This window comes from Nocardioides fonticola, assembly GCF_039536805.1.
GTDB classification, from domain to species: domain Bacteria; phylum Actinomycetota; class Actinomycetes; order Propionibacteriales; family Nocardioidaceae; genus Nocardioides; species Nocardioides fonticola.
Map to the genome: position 1 here is coordinate 12,925 of NZ_BAAAZH010000021.1, position 25,717 is coordinate 38,641.

At 72.5% G+C, this 25,717-nt stretch carries 16 protein-coding genes; 8 read left to right on the forward strand and 8 right to left on the reverse strand.

Annotated elements, in window-relative coordinates:
- Positions 1 to 106: 106 nt before the first annotated feature.
- Both ABD671_RS14415 and ABD671_RS14420 read right to left on the reverse strand, forming a co-directional pair.
- Positions 107 to 3,010, reverse strand: coding sequence for an FAD-binding and (Fe-S)-binding domain-containing protein (locus ABD671_RS14415; protein ID WP_344734118.1), 2,904 nt, complete (start codon positions 3,008 to 3,010; stop codon positions 107 to 109).
- 160 nt (positions 3,011 to 3,170) lie between these two features.
- Positions 3,171 to 4,451, reverse strand: coding sequence for a hydroxyacid-oxoacid transhydrogenase (locus tag ABD671_RS14420; RefSeq protein ID WP_344734119.1), 1,281 nt, complete (start codon positions 4,449 to 4,451; stop codon positions 3,171 to 3,173).
- 127 nt (positions 4,452 to 4,578) lie between these two features.
- Between ABD671_RS14420 and ABD671_RS14425 the strand changes: the two genes are divergently transcribed.
- The 8 genes from ABD671_RS14425 to ABD671_RS14460 all read left to right on the forward strand — a co-directional run bounded on the left by ABD671_RS14425 (position 4,579) and on the right by ABD671_RS14460 (position 14,214).
- Positions 4,579 to 5,760: a glycoside hydrolase family 5 protein gene (locus tag ABD671_RS14425; protein WP_344734120.1), complete on the forward strand. Its 1,182-nt coding sequence runs from the start codon at positions 4,579 to 4,581 to the stop codon at positions 5,758 to 5,760.
- 216 nt (positions 5,761 to 5,976) lie between these two features.
- Entirely contained in the window at positions 5,977 to 6,213 is a 237-nt protein-coding gene (locus tag ABD671_RS14430) for a hypothetical protein (RefSeq protein WP_344734121.1), read from the forward strand.
- On the forward strand, positions 6,210 to 8,159 hold the full coding sequence (locus ABD671_RS14435; RefSeq protein WP_344734122.1) for a glycosyltransferase: 1,950 nt from the start codon (positions 6,210 to 6,212) through the stop codon (positions 8,157 to 8,159). The genes ABD671_RS14430 and ABD671_RS14435 overlap by 4 nt, the downstream gene beginning before the upstream one ends.
- Positions 8,156 to 9,841 (forward strand): hypothetical protein, encoded by a 1,686-nt coding sequence (locus tag ABD671_RS14440; protein WP_344734123.1) that lies wholly within the window; start codon positions 8,156 to 8,158, stop codon positions 9,839 to 9,841. The genes ABD671_RS14435 and ABD671_RS14440 overlap by 4 nt, the downstream gene beginning before the upstream one ends.
- Positions 9,838 to 10,563: a hypothetical protein gene (locus ABD671_RS14445; protein ID WP_344734124.1), complete on the forward strand. Its 726-nt coding sequence runs from the start codon at positions 9,838 to 9,840 to the stop codon at positions 10,561 to 10,563. Before ABD671_RS14440 ends, ABD671_RS14445 begins: the two co-directional genes overlap by 4 nt.
- Positions 10,560 to 11,681: a hypothetical protein gene (locus ABD671_RS14450; protein WP_344734125.1), complete on the forward strand. Its 1,122-nt coding sequence runs from the start codon at positions 10,560 to 10,562 to the stop codon at positions 11,679 to 11,681. Before ABD671_RS14445 ends, ABD671_RS14450 begins: the two co-directional genes overlap by 4 nt.
- Positions 11,678 to 13,183 (forward strand): PstS family phosphate ABC transporter substrate-binding protein, encoded by a 1,506-nt coding sequence (locus tag ABD671_RS14455; RefSeq protein ID WP_344734126.1) that lies wholly within the window; start codon positions 11,678 to 11,680, stop codon positions 13,181 to 13,183. Before ABD671_RS14450 ends, ABD671_RS14455 begins: the two co-directional genes overlap by 4 nt.
- The gene (locus ABD671_RS14460; protein ID WP_344734127.1) at positions 13,180 to 14,214 is read left to right on the forward strand and encodes a hypothetical protein; all 1,035 of its coding nucleotides are present in this window, start codon (positions 13,180 to 13,182) and stop codon (positions 14,212 to 14,214) included. The genes ABD671_RS14455 and ABD671_RS14460 overlap by 4 nt, the downstream gene beginning before the upstream one ends.
- Before the next feature lie 8 nt (positions 14,215 to 14,222).
- On the opposite strand, the gene ABD671_RS14465 is transcribed toward ABD671_RS14460, so the two are convergent.
- The 6 genes from ABD671_RS14465 to rpoB form a co-directional block, all read right to left on the reverse strand.
- Entirely contained in the window at positions 14,223 to 15,125 is a 903-nt protein-coding gene (locus tag ABD671_RS14465; protein ID WP_344734128.1) for an NUDIX hydrolase, read from the reverse strand.
- Between the two features lie 4 nt (positions 15,126 to 15,129).
- Complete coding sequence (locus ABD671_RS14470) at positions 15,130 to 15,930, reverse strand: lysophospholipid acyltransferase family protein (protein WP_344734129.1); 801 nt, start codon at positions 15,928 to 15,930, stop codon at positions 15,130 to 15,132.
- A 28-nt stretch (positions 15,931 to 15,958) separates the two neighbouring features.
- On the reverse strand, positions 15,959 to 17,230 hold the full coding sequence (locus ABD671_RS14475) for a geranylgeranyl reductase family protein (protein WP_344734130.1): 1,272 nt from the start codon (positions 17,228 to 17,230) through the stop codon (positions 15,959 to 15,961).
- A gap of 48 nt (positions 17,231 to 17,278) precedes the next feature.
- On the reverse strand, positions 17,279 to 17,863 hold the full coding sequence (locus tag ABD671_RS14480; protein WP_344734131.1) for a DUF4232 domain-containing protein: 585 nt from the start codon (positions 17,861 to 17,863) through the stop codon (positions 17,279 to 17,281).
- Between the two features lie 390 nt (positions 17,864 to 18,253).
- Positions 18,254 to 22,075: a DNA-directed RNA polymerase subunit beta' gene (locus ABD671_RS14485; protein ID WP_344734132.1), complete on the reverse strand. Its 3,822-nt coding sequence runs from the start codon at positions 22,073 to 22,075 to the stop codon at positions 18,254 to 18,256.
- Positions 22,076 to 22,210: 135 nt separating this feature from the next.
- Complete coding sequence (rpoB, locus tag ABD671_RS14490; RefSeq protein ID WP_344734133.1) at positions 22,211 to 25,693, reverse strand: DNA-directed RNA polymerase subunit beta; 3,483 nt, start codon at positions 25,691 to 25,693, stop codon at positions 22,211 to 22,213.
- Positions 25,694 to 25,717: the final 24 nt, after the last annotated feature.

The window sequence follows — 25,717 nt, forward strand, 5'->3', positions numbered from 1 at the left end:
CCCCGCCCTCACGAGTGGCTCAGGGCGTTGACGGCCGAGGCGATCAACACGATGAGGAGCAGCATCGTCAGGGCCGCGGGGATGACCCACCGCCGCTGCCGCGGGCTCACGCGCGGCCTCCGCGCTGCTCGAGGAGCTTCTCGGCGAACAGCTCCGCCAGGTGCAGCGCGCGCACGTCGGCGAGGTCGTCGAGCTGGATCTTGCAGCTCATGCCGTCGGCGAGCACCACGGCGTCCGGGTGCGAGCGGACGGCGGGCAGCAGCTGGGTCTCGGCCACCGCGACCGACACCTCGTAGTGGCCCTGCTCGACGCCGAAGTTGCCGGCCAGACCACAGCAGCCGCCGACCTTCACCACGCTCGCACCGGCCCGCTTCAGCAGCGCCTCGTCGGCCGCCCAGCCGAGCACCGAGGCGTGGTGGCAGTGCGGTTGGGCGACCACCTCGACGCCGGTCAGGTCGGGCAGCGGGAGGTCGAGGCGGGTGATGAGCTCGGCGAGGGTGAGCATGCCGCCGGCCACGACGTCGGCGGCCTCACCGAGCAGTTCGCGGGCGTCGGTGCGCAGCGCGGCCAGGCAGGAGGGTTCGATGCCGACGACCGGCACCCCCGAGGCGACGTACGGCGTCAGCGTGGCGACCGCCCTGCCCACGATGCGCTCGGCGGCGTCGAGCTGACCGGTGGTGATCCAGGTCAGGCCGCAGCAGGCCTTCTCGTCGATGACGCGCACTGTGAGCCCGCACGCCTCGAGGTAGCGGATCGCCGCCAGGCCCGAGCCGGTCTGGAAGTGGTCGGTGAAGGAGTCGGCCCAGATCCACACGTCGGGCGTGCCGGTGGAGGCGGTGGCGGCCACCGAGGCCCGCCGCGCCTCCTTGCGCAGCGTGCGCGAGGCGAAGGCGGGGATGCTGCGGCGCTGGTCGATGCCGGCGGTGCGCCGCGCGAGCGAGGCGATCGGCTTGGCCTTCAGCGACGCGTTCGCGACCCCGGCGACCGGCGCCGTGAGGCGCGCCCACATCGGCAGCCGGCCCAGCACGTAGTGACTGCGGGGGCGACGGCGTCCGCGGTAGGTCTGGTGCAGCGCCTCGGACTTGTAGGTGGCCATGTCGATGCCGGTGGGGCAGTCGCGGGCGCAGCCCTTGCAGGCCAGGCAGAGGTCGAGCGCGTCGTGGACGGCGGGATCGGCCAGGCCCTGCACGAGCGAACCGTCGAGGGCCTCCTGGAGCACCCGGGCACGGCCGCGGGTGGCGTCCTTCTCGTCGCGGGTGGCGGCGTAGGAGGGGCACATGACGCCGGGCCCCGGGCCGGCCACGCACTTGCCGACGCCGGTGCACCGGTGCACGGCGTTGGCCATCGAGCCGTCGTCGTGGAGGAAGCGCAGCTTGATCGGCGGCTCGTGGCGCGGCCGGTCGGCACGCAGGTGGGCGTCGAACGGGTCGGGCCGCACCAGCACGCCGGGGTTGAGCAGGTCGTCGGGGTCGCAGATCGCCTTGACCGCCTCGAAGAGCCGCACCGAGGTCTCGTCGTACATGGTGGAGAGCAGCTCCGAGCGGGCCCGACCATCGCCGTGCTCGCCCGACAGCGAACCGCCGTAGGTGGTGAGCGCCTGCGCCGAGGCCTCCATGAACGCCCGGAAGGTGCGCTGCGCGCCGGCCTCGGAGACCAGCGGGAAGTCGATGCGCACGTGCACGCAGCCGTCGCCGAAGTGCCCGTACGGGACGCCGTCGAGGCCGAACTCGCGCAGCAGTGCGTCGAAGTCGCGCAGCCACGCGCCGAGGTGCTCGGGCGGGACGGCGGCGTCCTCCCAACCGCTGTACGCGGGGGTCTTCAGCGAGCGGGCGGCGAGGCCGGCGCCGTCCTCGCGGATGCGCCACAGGGCCGCGGCCTCGCCGGTGTCGAGCACGACGCGGTGCTCGAGCGCGCCGGCGTCGGCGACGATGCGCGCCGCGATCGCCTGGGTCTCGGCGACGCTGGCGCCGGCGACCTCGGCGAAGAGCCATCCGCCGCCGCGCGGCAGGTCGGGCACCGGCTTGCCGGAGGCGCGCACGATGTCGACGATGCGGGCGTCGAGGCCCTCGCAGGCCACGAGCGGATGCGCGAGCAGCGCGGGGACGGCGTCGGCGGCCTGCGCCATGTCGGGGTAGCTCAGCACGATCATGGTGCGGACGGCCGGCTCGCGCACGAGCCGCACCTCGGCCTCGAGGATCAGGCCGAGGGTGCCCTCGGTGCCGGAGAGGAACCGGTCGAGGTGGCGGCCGTTCTCGGGCAGCAGGTGCTCGAGGGAGTAGCCGGAGACCTGGCGCCCGAAGCGGCCGAACGTGGTGCGCACGTGGGCGAGGTGGGCGTCGGTGAGCTCGGCGAGCGCGGTGCCTGCGGCGCCGTACGGCTCGGCTCCGCCGGTGAGGCCGCCGACGATCTCGCCGGTGCCGAGCACCGAGCGCATCGCCACGACGTTGTCGGCGGCCCGGCCGTAGCCCAGGGCCCGCGACCCGCAGGCGTTGTTGCCGATCATGCCGCCGACGGTGCAGCGGGTGTGGGTGGAGGGGTCGGGGCCGTAGCGCAGCCCGTGCGGCGCGGCCGCGGCCTGCAGCCGGGCGTGGACGACGCCGGGCTCGATGCGCGCGGTCTCGCGCTCGGGGTCGATCGCGAGCACCCGGTTGAGGTGCTTGACGGTGTCGACGACGATGCCCGGGCCGACCGCGTTGCCGGCCACCGAGGTGCCCGCACCGCGCATGGTGATCGGGACGCCGGTCTCGCGGGCGACGTCGTGGATCGCCAGGATCTCCTCGGTCGCCCGCGGGCGCACGACGACCTCGGGGAGGATGCGGTAGAGCGAGGCGTCGGTGGAGTACAGCGCCCGCACCAGCGGGGAGTCGTCGACGTCGCTGATGCCGCGTCGGCGCAGCGCGGCGACCAGGTCGGCCCGGCTCGCACCGGCCGCGGCACCGGACGGCGTCCCGCCCGCCTGCGCGGGGTCTGCGGATGCTCGGGTGGTCACCGACGCCGACGAATCAGTCACCGCTCCAGTGTCCCATCCCGCTGGTCGGCCTCCGGCCGGCGTCCGGTGTGACGGATCTTGCGTCGGGGACGGCGCAGCTGTAACGCGGAGTTAGGGGAACTTCCCACCCCTCCTGAAGGGTGCTCAGTGACCGTAACTCCGCGTTACAAGCGAACGCGGCTCACCAGTGCTCGAGCGAATCCGCGAAGATCCGGGCCAGATCGGCGTCGGCGGGGGTCTTGGGGGCGGTGGCGAGCAGGCGCTGCTGCTTGAGCGATCCCTCGACGAGGTCGTCGACGTCGCTGGAGCTGTAGCCGACCTCCGCCAGACCGTTGGGGATGCCGATGTCGCGCATGAGACGGCGCAGGACGTCGGGCAGCGCGTCGTCGCCGCGGGCGGCGTCGGCGCCGGCCGGGTCGAGCAGGCGCGCGGCGGTGAGGTGGCGCTCGGGAGCGGCGTCGAAGGTGAAGCGGAACGCCTCGGGCGCGGTGAGCGAGACGGCCATGCCGTGCGGCACGATCGCCTCGTCCTGCGGGTAGCCGGCGGGCCGGTAGTCGCGCACCCGGCCGGCGATCGGGTAGGCGTTGGCGTGCGGGATGTGGACGCCGGCGTTGCCGAAGCCCAGGCCGGCGAAGGTGGCGGCGAGCGCCATCTGCTCGCGCGCCAGCATGTCGGTGCCGTCGGCCACGGCCTGCCGGAAGGCGCCGGCGAGCAGGCTCATCGCCTTCTCCGACCACAGGTCGGCGATCGGGTTGGAGCCGCAGTAGGGCACCCGCTGCTCGGGTCGCTTGGCGTCGAAGTCGCCGTACCACTTGGCGGTGTAGCTCTCCAGGGCGTGGCAGAGGATGTCCATCCCGGCCGCCGCGGTCACGAGCGCCGGCTGGCCGAGGGTGAGCTGCGGGTCGACGACCGCGAGGGTCGGACGCAGCGCCTGGTGGCTGATGCCGGTCTTCACCTTCAGCGAGAGCACGTCGAGCACGCAGATGGTGGTGCTCTCCGAGCCCGTGCCCGTGGTTGTCGGGACGGCGACCAGCGGCAGCAGCCGGTTGACCGGCGCGAGCGCCCGCCCGACCGGCGCGTTCAGGTAGTCCATCAGGTCGCCGGGGTTGGTGGTGAGCAGGTTGACGGCCTTGGCGGTGTCGATGGCCGACCCGCCGCCGACCGCCACGATGGCGTCGAACGGACCGGCGTCGCGGGCGAAACCGATGGCGTGCTCCATCGAGGCGTCGGTCGGCTCGACGTGGACGCCGTCGAAGACGACGACCTCGATGTCGTAGCCGGCGATCTGCTCGGCGATGCGCGCCGGGTGCCCGGTGGCGGCGACGCCGGGGTCGGTCACCAGCAGCACGCGCCGCGCACCGTAGCCGCGCAGGTCGTGGCCGATCTCGGCGCTGGCGCCCGACCCGAACTTCAGCGCGGGCGCGGCGTAGGTGAACACGGTCTCGGTGGTCGGTGCGGTCACGCGGCCGACAGTAGTCCGCAGCGACCCGTCGAGGGAGGCCGTCCGTACGCTGCTCGGTGTGAGGCTGGGCGGGGGACGACGCGGCACCGCGGCGGCGGGACGATCGGCCGTGCGCGGAACAGGCCGCGTGTCCCGACCGGCCGCGGCACTGGCGGTGGCGGTCCTCCTCCTGCTCGCCGCCTGCGGCGGCGGAGCCGACGACCCGCCGAGCACCGGCGGCGATACGACGGCGTCCGCACGCCCCGAGGGCCCGGCCCCGCAACCGGTGGTCGACGGCGCCCGCCTGCTCGACGCCCGCACCGGGCAGCCGTGGCTGCCGCGCGGGGTGAACTGGAGCGGCTTCGAGTACGCGTGCGCCCAGGGCTGGGGCTACTCCCCGCTGGAGGGCCGCGGCACCGATCCGGCCGCCGCGCAGGCCGCGCTGCTGGCCGCCGCCGGCATCGACGCCGTCCGGCTCCCGCTCAACCAGGACTGCTGGCTGGGCACCCGCGGAGCGCCCGCGGGCATCGCCGCCGACGGGTCCGCCCGCACCCCCGAGGGCTATCGGGCCGAGGTGGCGGCCTTCGTCACGGCGCTGCACGCCCGCGGGATGGCGGTCGTGCTCGACCTCCAGAGCCGCAAGCGCGAGGGGCAGCAGGAGTTCGGCAACGTGGCGATGCCCGACGCCGACAGCCTGCGGTTCTGGTCGCAGGTCGCCGCCGCCTACGCGAACGACCCCTCGGTGCTCTTCGACGCCTTCAACGAGCCCTACGCCCGCTACGACGCCGCCGGCCGCCTGGTCTTCGAGCTCACCTGGTCGTGCTGGCGCGACGGCGGGTGCACCCCGCCGGTGCGCGACGACCGGGAGGCCCCGACCAACGCCACCTACCCGGCGGTGGGCATGGCCGCGGTGGTCGCCGCGATCCGCGACGCCGGCGCCCGGCAGCCGATCGTGCTCGGCGGCCTCGACTACGCGAACGACCTGCGCGGCTGGCTCGAGCACCGACCCGACGACGACCAGCTCGTCGCCGCCGTGCACGCCTACGACTTCAAGCGCTGCGCCGACGAGTCCTGCTGGGACGCCGAGTGGGCGCCGGTGGCCGCGCAGGCTCCGCTGCTGCTCGGGGAGGTCGGGGCCACCGACCCGGCCGCGGGCGACTTCGTGCCGCGGGTGCTGGGCTGGGCCGCCGACCACGGATCGGGGGCACTGCTGTGGGTCTGGTCGGCCACCGACGACCCGATGTCGCTCACCACCGGCCTCGACGGGACGCCGTCCGGCTACGGCCGGGAGGCCGCCGGCTGGCTGCGCACCGGCCGCTGGGAGGGCTGAGCACCACCCGGACGGGCCATGCGCCGGGGGCCGATCGGACCGCTCCGCACGCCGACGCGCGCCTTGTTGCCAAACGGTGGAGCTGCTGTTCCCACCCTGTCTCCGCCTCCCGCTTTGAATCGTCGAGGCGAGCGCGGCGGGGAGGCCGCGCGCCGACGAGGGAGAGGCACGAGCGTGACGGTGCAGGGCAGGTCCGCGAGCGGACGTGAACGGTCGATGGCGGTCAGCATGGCCCGGGTCGTGGTGACGCTGGCGATGTTCGTCGTGATGTTCATCGGGTTCCTCATCGCCCCGCTCATCGCCCTCGGCGCGACCTTCGCCGGGTACGCCGCCACGCGCGGCGGCCGACGCGGACGGCCCGCCGCCGCACCCGCGGCCGGCGGCTCGACGGCCGCCGTCCTGGCACCCGCGGGTTCGCCGCGCGGCGAGTTCGGGTCGGGTGCCGGCCGATGACCTCGCTCCTGCCCGGGGACGACGTCCGTACCCGCCTGCGCACCGTGACGGCGCCGGCCGAGGCGCCCGAGGCGCCCGCCGTCGTCCACGCGACCCCCGACCCCGAGGGCACCCGTCTGGTCACCTTGCTGCTCGCCGCGGAGGCGGTCACCGAGGAGCAGGTCGAGGCCGCCCTCGTCGAGCACCTGCGCACCGGCGACGCCGTCGGCGACATCCTCGTGGCCCACCGCGCCCTCGCCGAGGAGTACCTCGTCGCCGCGCTCTCCCAGCTCCACCAGCTCCAGCGCGTGAGCCTGCGCGGCTACACGCCCGACGCCGCGATCGCGCAGCGCCTGCCCGAGCGGCTCGCCCGGCGCCTGCAGGCGGTCCCGATCGCCGAGGCGGACGGCGTCGTCCTGCTCGCGGTCGCGCGTCCGTTGGACGACGAGGACCTGCTGCGGGTCGAGGAGTCGATCGGCCGGTCGGTGCGCCAACTGCTGGCCGACCGCCGCGAGATCGACCAGCTGCTCCAGCGCGTGCACCGCGACCACTACGCCGACCTGGCCACCCAGCACCTGATGCGCACCCAGCCGCAGATGTCGGCGCACGTCGTCATCACCACCGCGCAGAAGGCCGGGCTGATCGCCGTCCTGCTCGCCGTCGTGGTGTGCGCGGTCGTGCGGCCCGGCGCCACGATGGTCGGCCTCGTCGGCGCGGCCAGCCTGCTCTACCTGGCGGTCTCGGTCTACCGGCTGCGACTGACCCTGCGGGCGCTCGGCGCCTCGCTGGAGACCGACGTCACCGACGCCGAGGTCGCCGCGCTCGACGACCGCGACCTGCCCATGTACACGATCCTCGTGCCGCTCTACAAGGAGGCCGGCATCGTGCGCCGGCTTGTGCGCGACATCGACGACCTCGACTACCCGCGCACCCGCCTGGACGTGAAGCTGCTGTGCGAGGAGGACGACGTCGAGACCATCGAGGTCATCGAGTCCCTCGACCTGCCGCCGCACTTCCACCTGGTCGTCGTCCCCGACAGCCAGCCCAAGACCAAGCCGAAGGCCTGCAACTACGGCCTCCAGCTGGCGACCGGCCGCTACTGCGTCATCTTCGACGCCGAGGACCGGCCCGACCCCGACCAGCTGAAGAAGGCGATCGTGGCCTTCCGCAACGCGCCCGGCAACGTCGCGTGCGTGCAGGCGAAGCTCAACTTCTTCAACCAGGACCAGAACCTGCTCACCGCCTGGTTCGCCGGCGAGTACTCGATGCACTTCGAGCTCGTGCTGCCCGCGATGGGTGCCGCCGAGGCGCCGATCCCGCTGGGCGGCACCTCCAACCACTTCGTCACGGCGACACTGCGCGAGCTCGGCGCCTGGGACCCCTTCAACGTCACCGAGGACGCCGACCTGGGGCTGCGGCTGCACCGCGAGGGCTACCGCACCGCGATGATCGACTCGATCACCCTGGAGGAGGCCAACTCCCAGGTGGGCAACTGGATCCGGCAGCGCAGCCGCTGGAACAAGGGCTACCTGCAGACCTGGCTGGTGCACATGCGGCACCCGCTGCGCCTGATCGGCGAGATCGGCGTCCGCGACTTCGTGAGCTTCAACCTCACCCTCGGCAGTGCCTTCGTGCTGCTGATGAACCCGATCTTCTGGACGCTGACGACGATGTACGCGCTCACCCGCGCCGGCTTCATCGAGCAGCTCTTCCCCGGCGTCGTCTTCTACGCCGCCAGCGCGATGCTCGTCGTCGGCAACTTCGTCTTCACCTACCTCAACGTCGCCGGCAGCCTGCAGCGCGGCCAGTTCGGCATCACCCGCACGGCTCTCATGTCCCCGATCTACTGGGGCCTGATGAGCTGGGCCTGCTGGAAGGGCTTCCTGCAGTTGTTCACGAACCCGTTCTACTGGGAGAAGACCGAGCACGGCCTCGACGCCGGACACGAGGGCGAGGTCGCGGCATGACCGAGGTGATGCCCCAGCCGATCCGCCGCCGCGACCGCGAGGCGCAGGCGGTCCAGGCCGTCGGACGCCGTCCCTCCGACATCGAGCGCCGGCCGTGGGAGAGCGCCGCGGTGTTCGCGCTCTTCGCCCTCGCCTACACCGCGATCGGCGGCTGGCTGGTCGTGCAGCGCCACGTCGTGGGCTTCGAGGCGCTCGATCGCCTCAACCGCACCCTCATGGTCTGGCACAACGACCCGCCCAAGCTGGCCGCGGTCGGCTTCGACCACGCGCCGCTCTCGACGCTGCTGCTCGCACCGCTCACCGTCGTCCCGGCGCTCGCGCGGTCGCTGTGGGTCGTCCCGCTCGCCTCGGCGCTCTTCGCCGCGGGCACGATGACGAGCCTCAACACCCTGCTGCGGCGGGCGCTCCTGCCCGCGCCGCTGCGCGCCGGCGTCCTGCTGGCGCTCGGCGCCAACCCGCTGGTCGTCTGGTACGCCGCCTCGGGTGCGCGCGAGTTCGTCTGGCTCTCCTTCGCCGTCGCCGGCATCGGGGCCCTCGTCGCCTGGTACGTCACCGCCGACGTCCGCTTCGTGATGATCGCGGGCCTGTGCTTCGCGGTCGGCACCCTCACCGGCTACGGCACGCTCGCCTTCTTCGGCATCGGGGTCGCCCTGGTCGCCGGCGTGCTCGGCCGGCTCGGCGCAGGCAGCGACGAGGTCGAGGGCACCACCGTCGGCTTCGCGACGCCCGCGGTCTACGTCGTGGCTCTCTGGACGGCGTTCAACCTGCTGCTGCTCGGCGACCCGATCGCCTGGGTGACCGGGCAGCACCAGAGCACCGGCCTCCCGGCCGGCGAGATCCTCGGAGCCACCCTGCGCCTCGTCGTGGACGGCGCCCCGCTCGCCCTCGTGGTCCTGCCCGCCCTCGTGGTGGTCGGCGTCGCGCGCCGCAACGCGCTGGCCCTCGGTCTGGCCGGCATGCTCGCCGTCGCGATCGCCGCGCCTGCGGTCGCGGCTTGGCTGCACCTGACCGACGAGCCGCTGCACCTGCGCAACGCCGTCGCCGTCCTGCTGCTGGCCGTGGTCGGCGGCGTCTGGCTGGCCCGCGCACTGGAGGAGCAGGGCCGGCTGGTGGCCGGCGGACTGGTCGCGGCGCTGCTCGTCAGCATCCCGTGGACCTTCCACACCATGCGCACCTACCCTTACCAGGACCTCGAGTCGGTCGCGGTCGCCGCCGTCACCGACGGCGATCAGGAGGGCGCGACCGCGATGTCCGGTGCCGCCGTCGGCATCGCCGACGAGCAGGAGATGGCCGCCTGGATCCGGGCGCACGTCACCCGGCGCGGCTCGATCCTCACCGACAACGCCCAGACCTTCGGCGTCATGCTGCTGACGGGTCGGCCCGACCTGTTCGACGACCGCGTCGACGCCGGCGACGCGGCCTGGTCGGCTGCCGCGCACGACCCGGCCGGCCACGTCGACCTCCTGCTGCTCAGCCGCGACACCTCGCGCGACCTGCTCAGCCGCCTCTACCCCGCGGCCGCCGCCGGCACCGACCCGGCGCTCGTCCCGGTGATGACCACCGACCGCTACGTGCTGGTCGGCGTCCCCGCCACCTACGTGCGCCCCGACGACGCACCCGTCCTCGACACCACCGCGGCCGACGCCGCCTCGACCGCATCGACCGCCGGAGCCACCTCATGACCGACCAGCAGCAGCACCCGCAGTTCGCACCCGCGCCGAGCGTGGAGTCGCTCCTCGGCTCGGGCCTGTCCGGACGCGTGCCGTTCCCGACCCCCGACCCGACGCCCGACCCGGCACTGGGCCAGCCCCTGGGCCAGCCCCTGGGCCAGACCCCGGGCCAGACCCCGGGCCCGGCACAGCAGGCCGAGCCGACGGCCGCCGTCCCTCCCGCCGTGCCCTCCGCGGCCCCGGGGGCCGAGGACGCCGCTGCCGAGCTCCCCGAGCCCGTCGAGGTCGTCGAGCCCGTCCAGGCGGTGGAGCCGATCGTCACCGACCTCGGCGTCGCCACCGACCACGAGGTCCCCTTCCTCCAGATGACCGTCGAGGCCGTCGCCGCCTCGCTCATCACCAAGCTGCACGCCGCCGAGGCCGCGGCCCGTGAGCACCTGGCCGCCATGGAGGCCGAGGCGGCGCGGCGCTGCGAGCTGCTGACGGCCCAGGCCGAGCTCGACGCCGAGCTGATCCGCCTCTACGCGCGCCGGGAGTCGCACGCGATCCTCGCCGCCGCGCGCGCGACGATCGCACCCGAGGCGTCCACCCCGGCCGCCGACGCCGAGGCCGGGCTCGAAGCCGTCGGGGAGGCCGTGCTGCGCGGCGTCGAGGCGCTCGACGCCCACCTCCAGCGGTTGCACACCTTCCGCAGCGGCAGCACCGACCTCCCGGGCACCGAGGCGCCGGCATGACCCGCCGTACCCGGCTGATCGCCGGCGGCCTGGGCCTGCTCGCCCTGACCGGGCTCACCGCCTGCGGCAGCGACGCGCCGTCCGGCCGCACCCCCGCCGACGACCTGACCCCGGCCGCCGCCTCGGCCGGCGCGTCCGGCGAGTCCGGGCTGCCGACCGTCGAGGCGCCGCTGTTCAGCGCCGACTCGCCCTGGAACTCCCGCGTCGACGCCCTGCCGGTCGACCCCGACTCCGCCAGCATGCTGCGCCTCGCGCAGCGCTCGGTCGGGGTCGTCGAGCGGGCCGGCGTCGTCCGCACCGAGACCGTCGTGGCCGACGACCCGCTCTACATCAACACCTCCGCATGGACCGTCCCGGTCGTGCAGGGCGGGGAGCCGACCCAGGTCGTGTGCCGCCAGCTGGTGTGCGGCGACGGCGATCAGGCGCATCCGCTGACCCTCGACGTGCCCGCCGACGTCGACCCCGACCCGCGCTACGACGGCTGGTTCACCGTGCTCGACGACGACGGCACCACCGCCTACGACCTGTGGCGCGCGCGCCGCGAGGACGACGGCACCCTCAGCTACCAGTACCTGCGCACGTGGGACCTCTCCGGGCCCGGGTACGGCGAGCCGGGCCAGACCTCGGCGCGCGGCTCCGGCCTGCCGCTCGCGGCCGGCCTGATCCGCCCCGGAGAGCTCCAGAACGGCCTGATCGACCACGCGCTGGCCATCAGCGTGCCCGGACCGGCCGCCGGCAGCTACGTCGAGCCCGCATCGAGCACCGACGGCACCGGCAGCGCCCGCTCCCTGCCCGAGGGTGCTCGCATCCGGCTGCGCGCCGACGTCACCATCCCGGTGCCGCGCGACCCGCGCACCGGCGAGCGGATCCGGCTCACCGCCCAGCAGCAGCGCCTCGCCGACGCGATCGTCGCGGCCCTGCGCACCTACGGCGCGATCGTCGTCGACCGCGCCACCGTGCCGACGCTCTACGCCCAGGCCGGGGTCACCTCCGGCCTGCTGAGCGGCAACGAACTCCAGGGGCTGCACCTCTCGGACTTCGAGGTCGTCACCCTCGGCACCCGGCACCGTGCCGGCGACCCGACCGCAGCCACGCCCGACGCGGAGGCCACCCGATGACGTCCACCCGACCCCACTCCGGCCCGCGCACCGGCTCGCGGCTCGCCCGCTCCGTCGGCGTCCTGACCGCGGTGGCCGCCCTGAGCGGGCTGGCCGCCTGCGGTGCCCAGCAGGCCGGCGACGCCGACGCTCCCGACACCGACGCCCGCACCCTCGTGGCCGCCGCCCAGCAGCAGCAGGCCGCACGCAGCAGCGCGGACGACGCCCGGCGCACCGCCGCCCTCGACGCGCTGCCCCAGCCGGTCGCCGGCACCGTGACGGTCGTCGGCGCGGGCGCCACCGGAGGCGACCTGCTCACCCCGGCCAGCGTCGCCGCGTACCGCCGCGGCGCCTCGACCGACCGCATCGAGACGTCGTTCGCCGGCGAGGACGCCGGCGTCGCCGCCCTGTGCGCCGGCACGGCGGACGTCGTCTCCACGACGCGTCCGCTCACCGCCGATGAGCTGGCGGCCTGCCAGGCCGTCGGGCTCGACGTGGTGACCTTCCGCCTCGGCGCCGACGCCCTCGTGCTCGCGACCCGCGGCGGCACCGACGTGGGCGGCGACTGCCTGGGCACCGACCAGGTGCGCGATCTCTACCGCGCGGGCTCGCCCTACATGCGCTGGAGCCAGCTCGGCGGCGGCTTCGACGACGTCGCCCTGCGCGTGGGCGGCCCGGCCGTCGACGCCAGCAGCTTCGCGACCCTCAGCCGGCTCGTGCTCGGCAGCGCTGCGCCGTCGGCTGCGACGGTGCGCTCGGACTACGTCGCCGCTCCCGACGGCGCCGACGCCGACCGCACCTTCCTGGTGGGCAGCACCCGCGACGCGACCCTCGCAGCCTCGCTCCGCGACCGGCAGCGCACCCAGGCGCAGTGGGCCGACCAGGCCCGCGGCCAGCGGCAGGTGCTCGCCGACGCACGCGCCGAGCAGCGCATCGCCCTGGCCGAGGTGGCCAAGGGCATCCGCACCGGACGTCCCGCCGCCCAACAGGCCGCCGACGCCGCTCGTGCCGACGCCGCCGCGGCCGCCGTCCGCTCGGCCGTCGCGCGCCTGACCCGCTATGAGACCGCCCGCGACCGGGCCACGGTCGCGGTGCGCGACGCCTCGGCGGCCGCGCGGCGGGTCGCCGCCCTCACCGGACGGCTCGGGATCTTCCGCTACAGCTACTACCGGCTCTTCGCCGACCAGCTGCGCGCCTTCGAGATCACCGCGCCCGGCGCCGGGGACTGCGTGTTCCCCAGCGACGCCACCGTCACCAGCGGCGCCTACCCGCTGAGCTCCCCGCTGCTGCTCAGCACCACCACCCGCTCGCTCGACCGCGGCGAGGTGCAGGCCTTCCTCACCGACGCCGTCCAGCACGCCCCGGCCCGCGCCCAGGCCGCCGGCCTGGTCGGCCTGGACGCCGCGACCCGCGCGACCGAACTGGCCTGGCTCGACGGCACGGCCACGCCGGTCATCGTCCGCGCCGCCGCCACGCCGACAGCGGGTGCCGCGACCGAGGCGCCCGCCGCGCCGGCACGGTGAGGACGCCCGCGCGGGCGGCGTCCCTGCTGCCGCTCCTGCTGCTCCTCACCGCACCGGCGAGCCTGCTGACAGCGCCGTCCTCGCTCGCTGCGGGCACGGTCGCGCGCACCGACGACGGCGTCCTCACCCAGCAGGTCACGCTGTCGTGGGACGGCGACCGCCGCCGACGCGTCATGCAGCGCTCGGCCGTCGTCCCGGGCATCGGCACCCTCACCTTGGTGTGCCGCCCCGACAGCACCCTCGTGCGACTGCGGCCCACCGACCGCACCGCCGAGACCCAGCTGTGGATGGCGAAGTACGAGAGCAAGGACGACCGCCCGGTCGTCTCGGTGAAGACGGCGCGGGTCTACCGGTTCGCCACGGCCACCGACACCGGGCGCGGGGGCACCGGTCCGGTGACGCATGAGGGCCTCAACCAGCAGGCCACCATCGAGGACTGGCAGTCGGGCTACCTGCACGGCGTCATCAGCCAGCGACCGGCCCGCAACCGGGCCGGCGCATCGATGGCCGTGCCGCCGACGACGTCCCTCGAGCTCACCTGGTGGTGGACCGGCTTCCGGCACCCCCGTGACTGGCAGTCGTGCCGCATGGACGCCACCCTGCGCACCGACCTCTCCCAGCGACCGCAGCTGACCTGGCACGGCGACGCGGACGCCGCAGGCAACGACACCCGCACGATCGACCTGCCCGGCCTGGGGACCATGACGCTCGCCTGCGCCGCCGACCCCACGACGACCCCCTCGTTGGCCCTCGCGCCGGGCACCGAGGACTCCTCGCTCTACGTCGAGACCATCAGCGGCGAGGGCCTGGTCGACGACCACGTCGACAGCGACGACCTGGTGCGCGACCCGGTGACCGGCCTGCTCGGGCCCGTGCCGCTGCCCGAGAACGGCATGCTGCGCGTCTTCGCCACGGTCGGCGGCGTCGAGCGCGCCTTCACCGTCTCCTCCTACTGGGTGCGCAACGACGCCGAGCACCCCGAGCAGGACCTCTGCGAGGTCGCGGTCGCCGAGGTCGGGGCCCAGGCCTAGGCCGAGGCCTAGGTCGAGGGCTGGCGTCCGTCGGCGGCCAGCGCGACGGTGACGACGTCGGCGACCTCGATCGCACCGGACTCGATCGCACCCACCCGCACCCACGCGGCGGCGTCGGTCGTGCCGCCCTGCTCGACGACCTCGGGCACGGCGTCGTCGGGCAGCCTGACTGCGAAGACCAGCTGCACGGCGTGGTAGTCCTCGTGGCGCCCGCTGGGCGCGGTGCCGTGGAAGTGCGTGTCGGCGACGGTGACCAGTGCCCCGACCTCGCCGGTCAGCCCGGTCTCCTCGGCGAGTTCGCGTGCCACCGTCGCGGCCGGCGTCTCGCCGTGGTCGACGCCGCCGCCGGGCAGGGTCCAGCGTCCGGGGTGGGCGCCGAGCGCGGAGATGCGGGTGAGCAGCACCTCGGCGTCCTCCCCGGTGCCGCGCACCGCCAGCGCGGACGCCGTCAGGCGCTGCACCTGCACCGGCTCGTAGGCCCGCAGCTCCTCGCGGGCCAGCGGCACGAGCGGCACCCGGCCCGCGACGACGTCGGTGAGCGAGATCCAGCGCGCCTCGGCCGTCGTGCCGTCGACCTCGACGACCCGCGGAGCCGGGGCGTCGGCGGCGACGTGACCGTCGTAGACCAGTCGCACGGAGTGGTAGTCCCACAGCCCGTCGCGCTCGAAGTTCTGCTGGTGCACCGAGTGCACCCGGGCGGTCTCGCCGACGCTGACCTGGAGGCCGGTCTCCTCGTAGACCTCGCGCACGACGGCGTCGCGGGGGTGCTCACCGTGCTCGACGCCGCCCCCGGGCAGGGTCCACAGCTCGGTGTCGGCGACGCGCTCGGAGAGCCGGCACAGCAGCACCTGGTGGTCGCGCACCACGACGACGTACGCCGCGAGGCGCTGCGCCCGGGGTGCCGTTGCCATGCCGTCAGGCTATCGGCCACGGACCCCAGGTCGGCGGCACGGCACCGAAGGGCAGGTCCTCCAGCGTGGTGGCGCTGATCACCGGGTCGGGCGCGTGGCCGCCGAGGTGCGCCGGGTACCACCACGCGTGCTCCCCCGGTGCGGGCCGGTGGTGCTCGGTCGACTGCAGACGCTCGAGCATGCCGGTCAGCACATGACCGAGATGCGTCGTGGTCGCGCGGACGTCGGCGTCCGGGGCGACGATGAAGGACTCCCCCACCAGGACGTCGACGCGGCGTCCCGGTGTGAGGTCGGGGCGGGGCAGCCGACCCTCGACCTTCGGCCCGGCCGCCCAGATCCGGTTGCCGCCCCACAGCGCCACCGGCACGATCGGGGCGCCCGTCTCGCGGGCCAGCGCGACCGCACCCGGCATCAGATGGCGCACCGTGGAGGAGAAGGCCACGCCGCCCTCGGGGAAGATGCCGACGGCCTCGCCCTCACGCAGCAGCCGACGTGCCCGCAGGTAGGCGGCGGCCGGTGCCGCGCGGTCGACCGGCACGTGGCGCATCGCGTCCATCGCCGTGCGCACGACCGGCGCGTTCCAGATGTCGTGGCGGGTGAGGAAGCGGACGTAGCGCCCGCGCGTCAGACCGGCCTGCCCGACGAAGAGGAAGTCGAGGAAGGAGGAGTGCGTGCTGGCGAGCACCACGGGGCCGTGCACGGGCACCGCCCGCGCGCCCTCGATGCGCAGATCGAGGTGCAACCGGTCGAAGAGCCGCTCCCCCGCACGGATGCTGCGGTGGTACCAGCGTTCGGGAGGGGCCATGGGCGCGCTGCGATCCGGACCGCGCGGCCTAGGCGAACGGCGGACGGGCGTCGCGGGCGATCGACCGGCGTCCGGCCCATCGCCACACCCGGGCCGCACGGTCGCGGTCGGCGTCGGTGACCAGGTTGCCCATCCAGCGCAGGGCGAGGGTCATCAGGAGGTCCGAGCGCATGCCGGCCGGTCCGAGGGTCGCCAGCAGGCCGGGCACCGTGACCAGGCCGGCCAATCGACGGGCGATGGAGAACGACTCGCCGTAGTGCTCGCGCAGCAGGGCCGGCCAGATCTCGTCGAGCTCCCGGGTCGGCTGGGAGGTCATCAGCTCGGCGATCATGCGGCCGGTCTCGAGGCCGTAGTCGATGCCCTCGCCGTTGAGCGGGTTCACGCAGCCGGCGGCGTCGCCGATGAGCGCCCAGTTGGGGCCGGAGACCCCGGAGACCGCTCCGCCCATCGGCAGCAGCGCGGACGCGGGCGCCCGCAGCTCCCCGGAGAGGCCGAACTCCTCGCGGCGCTGGTCGGCGTAGTGCTGCATGAGCGGCCGGACGGCGATGTCGGCCGGGCGCTTGGCCGTGGCCAGCGTGCCGACACCGAGGTTCACCTCGCCGGTGCCGAGCGGGAAGATCCAGCCGTAGCCGGAGAGGATCTCGCCGTCCTCGCCGCGCAGCTCGAGGTGCGAGCTGATCCAGGGGTCGTCGCTCATCGTGGAGGTGACGTAGGAGCGGCCGGCGACCCCGTAGACGGTGTCGCGGTGCCACTCCCGGCCGAGGACCTTGCCGAGCGGGGAGCGGACGCCGTCGGCGACCACGAGGCGTCGGCAGGCGATCTCGACGGTCTCGGCGTCCTTGCCACGGCGGCCCTCGGCGCGCTGTTCGAAGACGACGGCCTCGACCCGTCCCGCCTTCATGCGCACGTCGACCGCTCGCAGGCCGTCGTGGGCGGTGGCGCCGGACTTGATGGCGGTGGTGCGCAGGTGGTCGTCGAGCTCGGTGCGGGCCACGGCGCTGCCCCACTCCGGCAGCGTGCCGCCCGGCCAGGGCAGCAGCAGGGTCTGGCCGAAGCCGTGGGCCCGCAGGCCCTGGTTGACGGTGTGGGCCCGCAGCCAGTCCTCGAGGCCGAGGCGTCCGAGCTCATGCACGGCCCGGGGCGTCAGACCGTCGCCGCAGGTCTTGTCGCGCGGGAAGACCGCGGCATCGGCCAGTACCACGTCGGCGCCGCCGCGGGCGGCCCAGGCGGCGGCCGCCGAGCCCGCCGGGCCGGCACCGACCACCAGCACGTCGGTCGAGGTCGATGTCACCGGTGTCACGTGGCCATTCTGACACCGGTCACCGAACCCCGACCGGCGTGCCCGGTGTCAGTGGCCGACGACCTTGCGGAACGGCTTGTGCGCCAGCAGGTGCACCGCGTCGTTGCGGCACCCGGTGGTGCGGTGCTTCACGAACTGCGAGGCGGTGGCGCCGGGCACGTAGACGCGGAACCCGTCGACCTTCGTCGGCCGGCACTTCTTCTTCGAGTACGGTCCGGTGCTCGTCTCCTCCACGACGCTCACGGCCTTCTCGCCCGAGGCGAGCACGACGGTGCGGACCTTGCCCGGCGTCCGGTCGGCCGCGGCGCCGATCTGGGTGCCGTCGCCGCCGCCCACGTAGGACAGGCCGCCGTAGCCGTGGATGGAGCAGGCGCCGGCACTGGTGTTGGTGAGCACGAGACGGCCGTAGACGTGGCTCATCCCGGCGTCGGTGACGCGGTAGGACGCCGTCACGTCGTCGTTGCCGCAGGCGGCGACCGACGAGGCGGCGCTCGAGGCCCCCGCGGGGGCGGCCTGGGCGGGCGAGAGCACGGAGGTCGCCGAGGTCGCGGCAGCGGCGGTGAGTCCCGCGGCGGTCACTCCTGCGGCCAGGAAGCGCACGGGGCGGGACACGGTCGGGAACAGGGTGGACATGAGGTGGTTCTCCTCGGTCTGCGAGGGCGCCTCTCGCCCTCGTCGACCCTCAGACGGACGGCGGCCCGACGATGTTGTCGGACTCGTCCTGAGAATCTCCTGACCGTTCCGGCACCCGTGACCCGGCTGCAGCGGAGCCGGAGCGAGCGGTCGAGGCGCGAGCGAAGCGAGCCCGCCCGGTCACTGAGGTGCGAGCGAAGCGAGCCTCGAAGTGCCCGCACCCGAACGCCCACCCGTGCCGACGGACGTCCGGCTCACCGGGCCTCGCGGCTCGTCGCTGGCGCTCCTCGCTCCTCGACCACCGACGAGCACCACCGGGGAACGCCGACGGGGCGGCGACCCGCAGGTCGCCGCCCCGTCAGTGGGACTGCTCGAGGGACTTCCCCGACGTCAGCTCTGGTACGAACCGAAGTCGAAGTCGTCCAGGGCGACGGCCTGGCCGGCCGTGCCGAACTCGTAGTCGTAGCTGTCGTAGCCCGTGACGGCGTACGCCGCGGCGCGCGCCTCCTCGGTGGGCTCGACCCGGATGTTGCGGTACCGCTCGAGGCCGGTGCCCGCCGGGATCAGCTTGCCGATGATCACGTTCTCCTTCAGACCGCGCAGGCTGTCGGAGCGGCCGTTGATGGCGGCGTCGGTGAGCACGCGGGTGGTCTCCTGGAAGGAGGCCGCCGAGAGCCACGACTCGGTCGCCAGCGAGGCCTTCGTGATGCCCATGAGCACCGGACGACCCGAGGCCGGCTTGCCGCCCTCGGAGACGACCCGACGGTTCTCCTCCTCGAAGATCACACGGTCCACGAGGTCGGAGGGCAGCAGGTTGGTGTCACCGGACTCGATGACCGTCACGCGACGCAGCATCTGCCGCACGATGATCTCGATGTGCTTGTCGTGGATCGACACACCCTGCGACCGGTACACGTTCTGCACCTCGTCGACCAGGTGCTCCTGGGCGCGACGCACGCCGAGGATGCGCAGGACGTCCTGGGGGTCCTCGGTACCGACCGTGATCTTCTGGCCGACCTCGATGTGGTCGCCGTCGGCGACCAGCAGGCGCGCACGCTTGGAGACCGGGTACTCCTGGACCTCCGAGCCGTCGTCCGGGGTGACCAGGACCTTGCGGGCCTTGTCGGTCTCCTCGATGGTGACGCGACCGGCGGCCTCCGAGATCGGGGTACGACCCTTCGGCGAGCGAGCCTCGAAGAGCTCGACCACACGGGGCAGACCCTGGGTGATGTCGTCGGCCGAGGCCACACCACCGGTGTGGAAGGTACGCATGGTCAGCTGCGTGCCGGGCTCGCCGATCGACTGGGCGGCGATGATGCCGACGGCCTCGCCGATGTCGACCAGCTTGCCGGTGGCCAGCGAGCGGCCGTAGCACTTCGCGCAGGTACCGGTGCGAGCCTCGCAGGTCAGGACCGAGCGGACCTTGACCTCCTCGATCTCGGCCTCGATGAGCTCGGCGATCTTGACGTCGCCGAGGTCCTCGCCGGCCACGGCCAGCACCTCGCCCGTCTTCGGGTGGACGACGTCGACGGCGGCCGAACGCGCGTACGCGGCGGTCTCGACGTTCTCGTACTTGACGACCGAGCCGTCCTCCTGACGCACCGCGATGCGCTTGGGCAGGCCACGCTCGGTGCCGCAGTCGTCCTCACGGATGATGACGTCCTGCGACACGTCGACCAGACGACGGGTCAGGTAGCCGGAGTCGGCCGTCCGCAGCGCGGTGTCGGCCAGACCCTTGCGGGCACCGTGGGTCGAGATGAAGTACTCCAGCACCGAGAGGCCCTCACGGAAGTTGGCCTTGATCGGACGCGGGATGATCTCGCCCTTCGGGTTGGCCACCAGGCCTCGCATGGCGCCGACCTGACGGATCTGGTTCATGTTTCCGGACGCACCCGAGTCGACCATCATGAAGATCGGGTTGGCGCGGTCGTAGGCCTTCTCCATGGCCTCACCGACCTTGCGGCTGGCGTCGGTCCAGATCTCGACGAGCTCCTGGCGGCGCTCCTCCTCCGTCATCAGACCACGCTCGTAGTCCTTCTGGATCTTGGCGGCCTGCTTCTCGTAGCCCGACAGGATCTCGGCCTTGTCGGCCGGCGTGGTGACGTCGTCGATGGAGACGGTGACGCCGGAGAAGGTCGCCCAGCGGAAGCCGGCGTCCTTCAGCGCGTCGAGCGAGGCGGCGACCTCGACCTTGCCGTAACGCTCGGCGAGGTCGTTGACGATGGCGCCGAGCTGCTTCTTGCCGACCGCGTAGTTCACGAACGGGTAGTCCGCGGGGAGCGTGTCGTTGAAGAGCGTGCGACCCAGGGTGGTCTCGACGAGCTCGCCGTCGAGGCGCACCTTGATGTTGGTCTGGACGCTGATCTCGCCGCGGTCGAAGGCCATGATGGCCTCGGCCTGCGAGGAGAACGCCCGGCCCTCGCCCGGAGCACCCTCGCGCGCGGTGGTGAGGAAGAACAGACCCACGATCATGTCCTGGGTCGGCATCGTCACCGGGCGGCCGTCGGACGGCTTGAGGATGTTGTTGGTCGAGAGCATCAGGATGCGCGCCTCGGCCTGGGCCTCCGCCGACAGGGGCAGGTGGACGGCCATCTGGTCGCCGTCGAAGTCCGCGTTGAACGCGGTGCAGACGAGCGGGTGGATCTGGATGGCCTTGCCCTCGATGAGCTGCGGCTCGAAGGCCTGGATGCCCAGACGGTGCAGGGTGGGAGCACGGTTGAGCAGCACCGGGTGCTCGGTGATGACCTCTTCGAGGACATCCCACACGACCGGACGGGCGCGCTCGACCATGCGCTTGGCCGACTTGATGTTCTGCGCGTGCGAGAGGTCGACGAGGCGCTTCATCACGAACGGCTTGAACAGCTCCAGCGCCATCTGCTTGGGCAGACCGCACTGGTGCAGCTTCAGCTGCGGGCCGGAGACGATGACCGAACGACCCGAGTAGTCGACGCGCTTGCCGAGCAGGTTCTGACGGAAGCGACCCTGCTTGCCCTTGAGCATGTCGGAGAGCGACTTCAGCGGCCGGTTGCCCGGGCCGGTGACGGGGCGACCACGGCGGCCGTTGTCGAACAGCGAGTCGACGGCCTCCTGGAGCATCCGCTTCTCGTTGTTGACGATGATCTCCGGCGCGCCGAGGTCGAGCAGCCGCTTGAGGCGGTTGTTCCGGTTGATGACGCGGCGGTAGAGGTCGTTGAGGTCGGAGGTCGCGAAGCGGCCACCGTCGAGCTGCACCATCGGGCGCAGGTCCGGCGGGATGACCGGGACGGCGTCCAGCACCATGCCCTGCGGCTCGTTGCCGGTCTTGCGGAAGGCGTCGACGACCTTGAGGCGCTTGAGCGCCCGGACCTTCTTCTGGCCCTTGCCGGTCGCGATGGTCTCGCGCAGGCTCTCGACCTCGGCGGCGATGTCGAAGTCCTGGAGGCGCTTCTGGATCGCCGTGGCGCCCATGTGGCCCTCGAAGTACTTGCCGAACCAGTTCTTCATCTCGCGGTAGAGGAGCTCATCGCCCATGAGGTCTTGGACCTTGAGGCTCTTGAAGGTGTCCCAGACCTCCTCGAGACGGTCGATCTCGCGCTGCGAACGGTCGCGCAGCTGCTTCATCTCCCGCTCGGCGGCGTCGCGCACCTTGCGACGGGCGTCGGCCTTGGCGCCCTCGGCCTCGAGGGCGGCGAGGTCCTCCTCGAGCTTCTTGGCACGGTCCTCGACCGCCTGGTCGCGACGACGCTCGAGGCGCTCGCGCTCCAGGCCGACCTTGCCCTCGAGCATCGAGAGGTCGCGGTGACGCGCGTCCTCGTCGACGGAGGTGATCATGTAGGCCGCGAAGTAGATGACCTTCTCGAGGTCCTTCGGGGCCAGGTCGAGCAGGTAGCCCAGCCGGCTGGGCACACCCTTGAAGTACCAGATGTGGGTGACCGGGGCGGCGAGCTCGATGTGGCCCATCCGCTCGCGGCGCACCTTGGAGCGGGTCACCTCGACGCCGCAGCGCTCGCAGATGATGCCCTTGAAGCGCACGCGCTTGTACTTGCCGCAGTAGCACTCCCAGTCCCGCGTGGGGCCGAAGATCTTCTCGCAGAAGAGGCCGTCGCGCTCGGGCTTGAGGGTGCGGTAGTTGATGGTCTCCGGCTTCTTGACCTCGCCGTGGCTCCACTGACGGATGTCGTCAGCGGTGGCGAGACCGATGCGGAGCTGGTCGAAGAAGTTCACGTCGAGCACGGTGGCTTGAGTCCTTCGGTTAGTTCTGAGAGTTCAAAGGCTGTGTGATCCGATCCCCCGACCCGGCGGCATCAGCCACCGGATCGGGGTCCCGGCGAAGTTCTCGAGCGAAGCGATGAGAACTTCGGGGGGTGATCAGACCTCTTCGACCGAGCTGGGCTCGCGGCGGGACAGGTCGATGCCGAGCTCCTCGGCGGCGCGGAAGACGTCCTCCTCCGCGTCGCGCAGCTCGATGCTCGAACCGTCCTGGGAGAGGACCTCCACGTTCAGGCAGAGCGACTGCATCTCCTTGACGAGCACCTTGAACGACTCGGGGATGCCCGAGTCGGGGATGTTCTCGCCCTTGACGATGGCCTCGTAGACCTTGACGCGTCCGGGGACGTCGTCGGACTTGATGGTGAGCAGCTCCTGCAGGGCGTAGGCGGCGCCGTAGGCCTCCATCGCCCACACCTCCATCTCACCGAAGCGCTGGCCACCGAACTGCGCCTTACCGCCCAGCGGCTGCTGGGTGATCATCGAGTACGGGCCGGTGCTGCGGGCGTGGATCTTGTCGTCCACCAGGTGGTGCAGCTTGAGGATGTACATGTAGCCGACCGAGACCGGGTCCGGGAACGGCTCGCCGGAGCGACCGTCGAAGAGCCGGGCCTTGCCGTCCTCGCCGACGACGCGGACGCCGTCGCGGTTCGGGATGGTCGCACCGAGCAGACCGGTGAGCTCGTCCTCGCGGGCGCCGTCGAAGACCGGGGTCGCCACCTTGGTGTCGGGGGCGGCCTTGTCGGCACCGATCTTGATGAGGCGCTGCTTCCACTCGGCGTCGTTCGGGTCGCCGCTGAGGTTGAGGTCCCAGCCCTGCTTGGCCAGCCAGCCCAGGTGCAGCTCGAGGATCTGGCCGATGTTCATGCGTCGCGGCACGCCCAGCGGGTTGAGGATCACGTCGACCGGGGTGCCGTCCTCCATGAACGGCATGTCCTCGATGGGGAGGATCTTGGCGATGACACCCTTGTTGCCGTGGCGGCCGGCGAGCTTGTCGCCCACCGAGATCTTGCGCTTCTGCGCCACGTAGACGCGCACCAGCTGGTTGACGCCCGGCGGCAGCTCGTCGCCGTCCTCGCGGTCGAAGACCCGGACGCCGATGACGGTGCCGGACTCGCCGTGGGGGACCTTCATCGAGGTGTCGCGCACCTCGCGCGCCTTCTCACCGAAGATCGCGCGGAGCAGGCGCTCCTCGGGGGTCAGCTCGGTCTCGCCCTTGGGGGTCACCTTGCCGACGAGGATGTCACCGGTGGTGACCTCGGCGCCGATGCGGATGATGCCGCGCTCGTCGAGGTCGGCCAGCATCTCCTCGGAGACGTTCGGGATGTCCCGGGTGATCTCCTCGGGGCCCAGCTTGGTGTCGCGGGCGTCGACCTCGTGCTCCTCGATGTGGATCGAGGTGAGGATGTCCTCCTGCACCAGGCGCTGGCTGAGGATGATGGCGTCCTCGTAGTTGTGACCCTGCCACGGCATGAACGCCACGAGCAGGTTGGTGCCCAGGGCGATCTCGGCGTCGTCGGTGCACGGGCCGTCGGCGATCGGCGAACCGACCTCGAGACGGTCGCCCTCGCTGACCAGCGGACGCTGGTTGATGCACGTGCCCTGGTTCGACCGGCGGAACTTCGCCAGGCGGTAGGAGGAGTACGTGCCGTCGTCGTTCATCGTCTCCACGACGTCGGCCGAGACCGACTTGACCACACCGGCGGTGTGGGCGACGACGACGTCGCCGGCGTCGACCGCGGCGCGGTACTCGATGCCGGTGCCGACCAGCGGGCTGTCGCTCGTGATGAGCGGGACGGCCTGACGCTGCATGTTCGCGCCCATGAGCGCGCGGTTGGCGTCGTCGTGCTCGAGGAACGGGATGAGGGCGGTGGCCACCGAGACCATCTGGCGCGGCGAGACGTCGATGTAGTCGACCTCGTCGGCCGGGACCTCGGAGACCTCGCCGTCGCGCTGGCGCACCAGCACCCGCTCGTCGGTGAAGTTGCCCTGCTCGTCGACGACCGCGTTGGCCTGCGCGATGACGAAGCGGTCCTCGTCGTCGGCGGTGAGGTAGTCGATCTGGTCGGTGACCCGACCGGCCTCGACCTTGCGGTACGGGGTCTCGATGAAGCCGAACGGGTTGATGCGACCGAAGGAGGCCAGCGAGCCGATCAGACCGATGTTCGGGCCTTCGGGGGTCTCGATGGGGCACATGCGGCCGTAGTGCGACGGGTGGACGTCGCGGACCTCCATGCCGGCGCGGTCGCGGGAGAGACCACCGGGGCCGAGCGCGTTGAGGCGACGCTTGTGCGTCAGACCCGCGATCGGGTTGGTCTGGTCCATGAACTGCGAGAGCTGCGAGGTGCCGAAGAACTCCTTCAGCGCCGCGACGACCGGGCGGATGTTGATCAGGGACTGCGGCGTGATGGCCTCGACGTCCTGGGTCGTCATGCGCTCGCGGACGACACGCTCCATGCGGGCCAGACCCGTGCGGAGCTGGTTCTGGATCAGCTCGCCCACCGTGCGGATGCGACGGTTGCCGAAGTGGTCGATGTCGTCGGCCAGGATCGGGTGCATCGCGTCGACGGCCTCGGCGGCCGCCAGGGGCAGCTCCTCGCGACCGTCGTGCAGCGCCACGATGTACTTGATCGCCGCGACGATGTCGTCGACGGTCAGCGTCTGCTGGTCGAAGGGCTGGGCCAGGCCCAGCTTCTTGTTGATCTTGTGGCGACCGACCTTGGCGAGGTCGTAGCGCTTGGGGTTGAAGTAGTAGTTGTTCAGCAGCGTCTGCGCGGCCTCGCGCGTGGGCGGCTCGCCCGGGCGCAGCTTGCGGTAGATGTCGAGCAGCGCGTCGTCCTGGCCCTGGGTGTGGTCCTTCTCCAGGGTCAGCATCATCGACTCGTACTCGCCGAACTCCTCGCGGATCTGCTCGTTGGTCCAGCCGAGGGCCTTGAGCAGCACGGTGACGTTCTGCTTGCGCTTGCGGTCGAGGCGGACGCCGACCATGTCGCGCTTGTCGATCTCGAACTCCAGCCACGCGCCACGGCTCGGGATGAGCTTGGCGGTGTAGATGTCCTTGTCGGAGGTCTTGTCGGCGGTGCGCTCGAAGTAGACGCCCGGGCTGCGGACCAGCTGGGAGACGACGACGCGCTCGGTGCCGTTGATGACGAAGGTGCCCTTGTCGGTCATGAGCGGGAAGTCGCCCATGAAGACCGTCTGGCCCTTGATCTCGCCGGTGTCGTTGTTGGTGAACTCGGCGGAGACGTAGAGGGGGGCGGAGTAGGTGAAGTCCTTCTCCTTGCACTCCTCCACGGTGTACTTCGGGTCGTAGAAGACCGGGTTCTCGAAGGAGAGCGACATGGTCTCGGAGAAGTCCTCGATCGGGGAGATCTCCTCGAAGATCTCCTGCAGACCGGACTTGTCGGAGACGTCCTCACCCTCGGAGCGACGGCGCTCGACCTCGGCGGCCCAGCGGTCGTTGCCGATCAGCCAGTCGAAACTGGCGGTCTGCAGGGAGAGGAGCTGCGGGAGCTCGAGCGGCTCGGTGATCTTCGCGAACGAGATGCGTCGTGGGTTGTTACCAGGGGCGGTGCGCGCGGCCAAGAGGGATCCTTCGGCGAGTCAGCT

Bases quoted from the DNA above. Each gene is read 5' to 3' on its own strand.
- ABD671_RS14480 (WP_344734131.1), bottom strand. From the start codon at position 17,863: ATGTCCACCCTGTTCCCGACCGTGTCCCGCCCCGTGCGCTTCCTGGCC.
- ABD671_RS14470 (WP_344734129.1), bottom strand. From the start codon at position 15,930: ATGGCCCCTCCCGAACGCTGGTACCACCGCAGCATCCGTGCGGGGGAG.
- ABD671_RS14450 (WP_344734125.1), top strand. From the start codon at position 10,560: ATGACCCGCCGTACCCGGCTGATCGCCGGCGGCCTGGGCCTGCTCGCC.
- ABD671_RS14435 (WP_344734122.1), top strand. From the start codon at position 6,210: ATGACCTCGCTCCTGCCCGGGGACGACGTCCGTACCCGCCTGCGCACC.
- ABD671_RS14430 (WP_344734121.1), top strand. From the start codon at position 5,977: ATGGCGGTCAGCATGGCCCGGGTCGTGGTGACGCTGGCGATGTTCGTC.
- ABD671_RS14465 (WP_344734128.1), bottom strand. From the start codon at position 15,125: ATGGCAACGGCACCCCGGGCGCAGCGCCTCGCGGCGTACGTCGTCGTG.
- ABD671_RS14455 (WP_344734126.1), top strand. From the start codon at position 11,678: ATGACGTCCACCCGACCCCACTCCGGCCCGCGCACCGGCTCGCGGCTC.
- ABD671_RS14445 (WP_344734124.1), top strand. From the start codon at position 9,838: ATGACCGACCAGCAGCAGCACCCGCAGTTCGCACCCGCGCCGAGCGTG.
- ABD671_RS14440 (WP_344734123.1), top strand. From the start codon at position 8,156: ATGACCGAGGTGATGCCCCAGCCGATCCGCCGCCGCGACCGCGAGGCG.